Raw genomic sequence first — 5,743 nt, 5'->3', positions numbered from 1 at the left:
CATCGGGCTCGAGGTCGAGTACAGCAAGATGTGCCTCGCCGGTTTCGAGGCCCAATGCGAACTCGTCGATGTTCTTGCGATCGACGGTCTCGCATTGGGCCTCGAAACCGGCGAGGCACATCTTGCTGTACTCGACCTCGAGCCCGATGCCGGCGTTGCCGCGGTTGACGACCGTCGGACGCTCGGGGTTGCCGAGGTCGAAGTCGCCCATGACCCGCTTGTGGGCGCCGCGTGTCAGCAGCGGCCACTCGACCGAGTCGAAGTCGGCCCGCAGGTCGTAGAACGGCAGGACGTTGATGTAGTACTCGAGCGAGTGGGCGCCGAAGTCGTCCTCAGCGGTTGCTCGGATCAGGTACTCGCCCCATGGCTGGTGCTTCGAGATCGGGAACGCTCCGTAGTACAGGAACTTCGTTCCCTGCGTGCACAGGTTGAGCATCGTGTCGGTGTCGAGGGTCTCCGGACGACCGATCGCCTCCCGGGTGATCTGGCCGGTGCGGACCGCCGCCTCGAACATGCCGTCGGGCCCGTAGCAGTCCTCGTAGCGCTTGCCGGGGACCTGGAACTTCAGCGTCCCGTCCGGGTGGTAGACCTCGAAGTCGACCACGAGCGGGTTGTTCGCGCTGTCGGGGTCGGCCAGGTAGTCGACGGCCAACCAGAGCTCGACGTACTGCTCGGTCGGAGCATCGTGGCTGTTCGGGTACACGTCGATGTGTACCGTCGGTGCCTCGACCTGCATCGGCGGACGCCCCTGGCACGGCACGATCTCGGGCCGTAGGTCGGGGGTCGAGTCCCCTTCGAAGGGACCGTAGAAGTAGTCCATCGCGTTGCGCCAGTCGGAGTCGACGTCCTCGAGTGCCCACGAGCACTCGATGTGCACCCCGTTCTGGTTCATCGCACCCGGTTCGAGAACAGCGTGTGTTCCGGCGTCGATGTCGTGGTCGTCGGCGTTGGCCGGTTGTGCGGCGACCATGAAGCTGCCGCCCAATGCCGCCAATGCCAAGGCCGCGGTGAACCGGCGACGCCTGCGTGTCAGTGTCATCGGTTGTACCCTTTCCGTGCCAGGTCGGGGCACTGCCCCGACGTGTGTCAAGCGTGCGGGGGCGTGTCGTCGGTTTCGGGATGCCCCCGCACGTCGAACGTAAGTCGGGGCCCTGTCGCCGTGAAGGGGCAGCCACCGGAAGTGCCCGGATGGGCCACACGGTGTGACCGTCTCGGCCATCGCACCGTCACGCAGCCAGCCGCCGACCTAGCAGCACCACACCGACCGCCGCCACGAGACCACCGACGGCAAGACCGACGTTGCGGGTGGACACGAGTCCGGCGCCGTCCTCGACGACGTCGAAGTCGATCGAGAACGCCGAGCTCTCCACCCCGTCGATGTTGGCTCGGCCGCGCACCCGGTAGGTTCCCGGCTCCTCGAGTGCGGCGTACACGACCACGTCGGCGGTCTCACCGGGCCCGACCAGCACCGGGTCGCTGCGGAGCGGTGCGATCGGCCCGGTCCCGAACCAGACGTCGCCGGCGAAGACCACCCGACCGTCTCGGGCGCCGTCGTTCCGCACGGTCACGGCGACCTTGGCGACACCGCCCACGTGAGCCGTGGACGCCAGCCGTGCGCCGAGCACGGTCACACCCGACGTCAGCGTGCCGGGTGGCACGACGTCGAAGGCGATCTCGGCGCGATCGATCTCGATGGCGTCGGCCGACAGCACCAGGTCGCCCGTGTAGCGCCCGACCTCCCATCCCCGGGTCGACCAGCTCGCCTCGAGGTGATGGCGGCCATCCGGTTCGGTGGGCGGTGGTCGTGCTGCGAGCTCCGAGGTCGAGCCGTCCGGGGCATCGAGCGTGAGCGCGATCGTGGGGATCAGGGCGGTCGTGCCGCGCACGTCGACTTCGAGCTCGAGCCGAAGTGGCCGCCCCGCCTCGAGTGCTCCGCCTGGCACGGACGCATCGAGCAGCCGGACGCTGAGCTCGCGGTCGCCGGCGACGTCGACGGCGACCGCGACGTCCGAACCGATGGCGACCTCAGCGTCGAGTGCGACCACCCGGACCCGAGCAGTGTGACGACCGTCGGCGACGGCGGCGGTCGGCTCGATGACCAGGTCGACGAACGACGGGGTCGTGTCGGAGACGCCGAGACGGTCGATCGGCTCGCCCGTCCCGGGACTGGCGATGCTCAGGAATGCTGCGGCAGCGCCGCTGACCTGGAGCGACACGTCCCGCTCGCGGGCACCGGTCTGCTCGATGCCGATCGTCCGTTCCAGGCGCTCGCCACGCTGGGCCTCGATCACGAACTCGCTCGGGAAGACGGTGAGCGAGTTGGCACCGGCCTCGGCCGTCACCGGGGCTGCCGGAGCGGCGGCGACCATCGAGGCGATCGCGATGGCGGCGACGGCTCGTGCGGTCATCACCTCGGCCTATCCCGGCGTGGAGGTGGACGGGATGGTGGTCGGGGAGATGGTGGTCGGGGAGGTGATGGTCGTGGTGGGGCCCGTGGTCGTGGTGTCGTCGGGCGCGCTCGTCGCCGGCTCGGAGGTCTCGGTGGGTGCGGCGGGCTCGGTGGTGGTCGTCGTGCTCGACGGTGTCGCCGGCTCGGAGGTCTCGGTGGGTGCGGTCGCCTCGGTCGTCGTGGTCGGGACGGAGGTCGCGGTCACGGTCGTGGGCGCCGCCGTCGTGCTCGGCGACGTCGTGCTCGGTGCGGTCGTCGTCGGCGCGGGCGCGTCGCCGCAGACCGCGTCGGGCGCGGACACGCCGACCGCGCGCAACGAGCCCCGGTAGGCCCCCGGGACGGCGCCGGGCGGCGTCGACACGATGAAGTCCATCCGTGCCGACGAGCCCGGGCAGAGCACGCCGGCCGGGTCGACCAGCTCGGTGCCGGCGTCGGCTGGTCCGAGACGCGCCGTCGGCGAGTCGGCCACGGTGAACTCGACGCCGAAGGAGTGGATGCACGTCGCCGGGTCGCCGACGAGGCACAGCGGTGCGAACGTCGTGGCGACGACGATCGGTCGGTTGCCGAGGTTGACCACCGTCGGGCGGTCGGGGCTGACCGGGTCGAGGTCGCCCTCGACGATGCTCTCGGCATCCGGCACCAGGTCGTCCCAGTCGACGGCGTCGAAGTCGGCGGCGAGATGGATCGAGCACACCACGTCGAACGTGGTCGAGCTCGTGGCGATCCGTTCGCCGGCGGTGGCCGCGATCTCGGCCGACCAGATGCCACAGCCGTCGAGGTGCGACAGGTCGAACGTCGCGACGGCGAACACGCCCCACCCGTCGGCGGTGAGCTCGGCGAGGCCATCGGCAGCAGCCGAGCCGATCTGGCCGCTCGCGACGCCGGCTCCGGTCGCATCCGCTGCATCGGCCGCGTCCGCATCCGACACCACGATCGGTTCGCCGAGATGGTCGCGGACGGTGACCGTCACGTCGTCGATCGCAGCCGGCCCGAGTGCATGGCTGAGCACCGTCCACACCTCGACGGTGCGCGGCCCCGGTCGATCCCCACTGTGCGGGCGAATGCTCGCCACCGGGCCAACCGCAGCCACCGGCATCGGCACGCCGCTGGTCGGATCGAGCGCGCAGGGGGTCGGCGTCGGCGGCTCGGGAAGGTCGTCGGCCATGCCGTTCGCGACCCTCTGGATCGCCGCCTCGTCGGGGTCCATGTCGGCCGTGACCCAGACGCAGTGGATCACCGGGGCGACGTCCACGTCCTTGTCGACGTCGGGGACGGTCGGGGCCGGACCGGTCTCCGTGCTGCTCGCGACGGTGGTCTGCGTCGTCGGCGCGTGCGGCACCTCGCCCTCGGTCGGGATGTCACCGGGCGGCGTCGTGCCGAGGGGCGGCTCGGTGGACCCGGGTGGTACCGAACTCGCCGCGCCGGCGGTGGCCCACGCCGGGGCGAGGAGGACCGCGCACGTCAACGCCAGGGCGGCCCGGAGCCCTCCCACCGCTGGTCACCTCCGTTCGGTACGCCACCGTCGGCGGCCGCGAGCGAGGTCGTCGACGGTCGCGTCCGACGCTACGACCGACCGCCCCGGCGCTCAATCGGCCCGCGGCCGGGTGGCCTCGATCGGCCACATCGATGGCCTCCGCCGGTCACACGTAGCCACGGTGCGCGTGCTCGCTCGCGCGCAACGCCGAACGTGGCCGCGTTTACCGCGGTTCTGGTTGACAGGTCGAGCGGCACGGGATGATGCTCGGGAGGGACAGCTGCAACGCGAGCGGAGGCGGGGTACATGCACGAGCCGAATCGCGACGCCGAGGCGACGGCGGCGCGCGGCGTACGGGTGCGCTCGACGCACCGGACCACTGCGGTGATCCGGACCCTCGCACCGTTCTTCGACTCGCTCGTCGAGCCGGTGGTGTGCACGGACGCCCAATGGCGGGTCCTGTACCGGAACCCGGCGTCGGCGGCGTCGTGGCGGATCGCGCAGGGGGAGCGGGTCGCGCTCCGTGAACGCGAGGACGGGCACGCGACCCTCGGCCTCCTCGACCACGCAGGTCATCCGACCGATGTCTCGTTCGCGGTGACCACCGTGGCCGACGCCAACGGCCGCGCCCAGGTCCACGTCGGCAGGGCGACCGCGGACGGCGAGGGCCTCGTCGCCGAGCTCCGGCACGCGGCGGCGGTGATCAGCGCGCGCGTCGCCGACCTCGAGGATCGGCACGCCCACCCGAGGAACGGTGCCGACGAGGCGCTCCTCGACAAGCTCAGTGCCCGAGAGCGGGAGATCTTTGACCTCGTGCTCGACGGCAAGCGGGTGGCCACCATCGCGAAGCTCCTGTTCCTGAGCGAGAACACGGTCCGGAACTACCTGAAGCGGATCTACCACAAGCTCGGTGTGCATTCGCTCGGTGAACTGCGTGAGCGCATGGCGCCCGTCCACCGGGCCAGCTGAGCGCAGCGTCGGCGCCGATCGCGGTCTGACGTTGCCCGAGCTGCTCGTGTGCGTCGTGGTCGTCGGCGTCCTCGCCACGCTCGTCACGCTGTCCGTGCGCAGCACGAGCCGGTCGGCCTCCGAGGTGGCCTGCAAGGCCGACCGTCGAACGGTCGAGCAGGCCGTCGCCCGCTCGCAGGAGCGGGGTGGCGCCGAGCTGTCGATCGCACGGCTCGCGTCGGACGGCTTCCTTCGCGCGCCGAGCGAGCATCATCTCGTGCTCGCGTCCGGCGAGGTCGTCGCCCGACCGGGCGGCCTCTGCGACGACTACCCGGGCGTCCGGTCACCACCGAACCATCCGGCGTCGGGCGGTCCGGATGCCACCGGCCCGATGGGTGCCACTGCGGAGGCCCTGGAGGTCACGCTGACGTGGACCGGGAACGCCGATCTCGACCTCTGGGTCCAGACGCCGGCGGGCGAGATCGTCGGCTGGACCGGCCCCGCCGGCGACGGCGGTGCGCTCGACCTCGACGTGGTCCCGCCGGCGCCCGACGCGTACGGCCCCCACGTCGAGCGGATCAGGTGGCCACCGGGGGCTGCAACCTTCGGGGTGTACCTGGCCTGGGTGCGCTTCGAGTCGGCGGGGTGGGGGCCCCAGTCGACGGAGGGCTATGCGATCACGGTTCGCGACGGCGACACCGCGCTCGCGGCCACGTCCGGTGAGATCGGCGCACCGGGGACGGCGTCGGCTGCGGTCGTCGCGCTGCTGTCTGCCTGAGCCGAGGTCGACGTACGGTCAGGCGACCGGCGGGTCGGTGTACTGCTGGCCGGCACGCGACACGTGCTCGGTCCACTGGCTGCCGTCCCAGTAC

At 71.4% G+C, this 5,743-nt stretch carries 6 protein-coding genes; 2 read left to right on the top strand and 4 right to left on the bottom strand.

Annotation, left to right across the window (positions count from 1 at the left end):
* The 3 genes from QNJ12_RS23275 to QNJ12_RS23265 form a co-directional block, all read right to left on the bottom strand.
* On the bottom strand, positions 1 to 1,039 hold a 1,039-nt coding region (locus QNJ12_RS23275), incomplete at its 3' end, for a hypothetical protein (RefSeq protein WP_300626438.1).
* A gap of 187 nt (positions 1,040 to 1,226) precedes the next feature.
* Positions 1,227 to 2,408 carry a hypothetical protein gene (locus QNJ12_RS23270; protein WP_300626436.1) on the bottom strand — a complete coding sequence of 394 codons (1,182 nt, stop codon included), beginning with the start codon at positions 2,406 to 2,408 and terminating at the stop codon, positions 1,227 to 1,229.
* Between the two features lie 9 nt (positions 2,409 to 2,417).
* Positions 2,418 to 3,941, bottom strand: coding sequence for a hypothetical protein (locus QNJ12_RS23265; RefSeq protein ID WP_300626434.1), 1,524 nt, complete (start codon positions 3,939 to 3,941; stop codon positions 2,418 to 2,420).
* Between the two features lie 288 nt (positions 3,942 to 4,229).
* Between QNJ12_RS23265 and QNJ12_RS23260 the strand changes: the two genes are divergently transcribed.
* The gene (locus QNJ12_RS23260; protein ID WP_300626432.1) at positions 4,230 to 4,892 is read left to right on the top strand and encodes a LuxR C-terminal-related transcriptional regulator; all 663 of its coding nucleotides are present in this window, start codon (positions 4,230 to 4,232) and stop codon (positions 4,890 to 4,892) included.
* On the top strand, positions 4,858 to 5,649 hold the full coding sequence (locus QNJ12_RS23255) for a prepilin-type N-terminal cleavage/methylation domain-containing protein (protein ID WP_300626431.1): 792 nt from the start codon (positions 4,858 to 4,860) through the stop codon (positions 5,647 to 5,649). The genes QNJ12_RS23260 and QNJ12_RS23255 overlap by 35 nt, the downstream gene beginning before the upstream one ends.
* An 18-nt stretch (positions 5,650 to 5,667) precedes the next feature.
* Here QNJ12_RS23255 and QNJ12_RS23840 read toward each other — a convergent pair.
* Positions 5,668 to 5,743 (bottom strand): DUF2510 domain-containing protein (locus QNJ12_RS23840; RefSeq protein ID WP_367281845.1); only part of this gene is annotated, 76 nt, incomplete at its 5' end.

This window comes from Ilumatobacter sp. (assembly GCF_030065885.1).
Classification (GTDB): domain Bacteria; phylum Actinomycetota; class Acidimicrobiia; order Acidimicrobiales; family Ilumatobacteraceae; genus Ilumatobacter.
Note: the sequence above shows the minus strand (reverse complement) of the source record. Positions and strands in the feature narration are given on the sequence as shown.

Excerpts from the sequence above, each read along its gene's own strand:
- QNJ12_RS23270 (WP_300626436.1), bottom strand. The coding sequence starts at position 2,408 with ATGACCGCACGAGCCGTCGCCGCCATCGCGATCGCCTCGATGGTCGCC.
- QNJ12_RS23260 (WP_300626432.1), top strand. The coding sequence starts at position 4,230 with ATGCACGAGCCGAATCGCGACGCCGAGGCGACGGCGGCGCGCGGCGTA.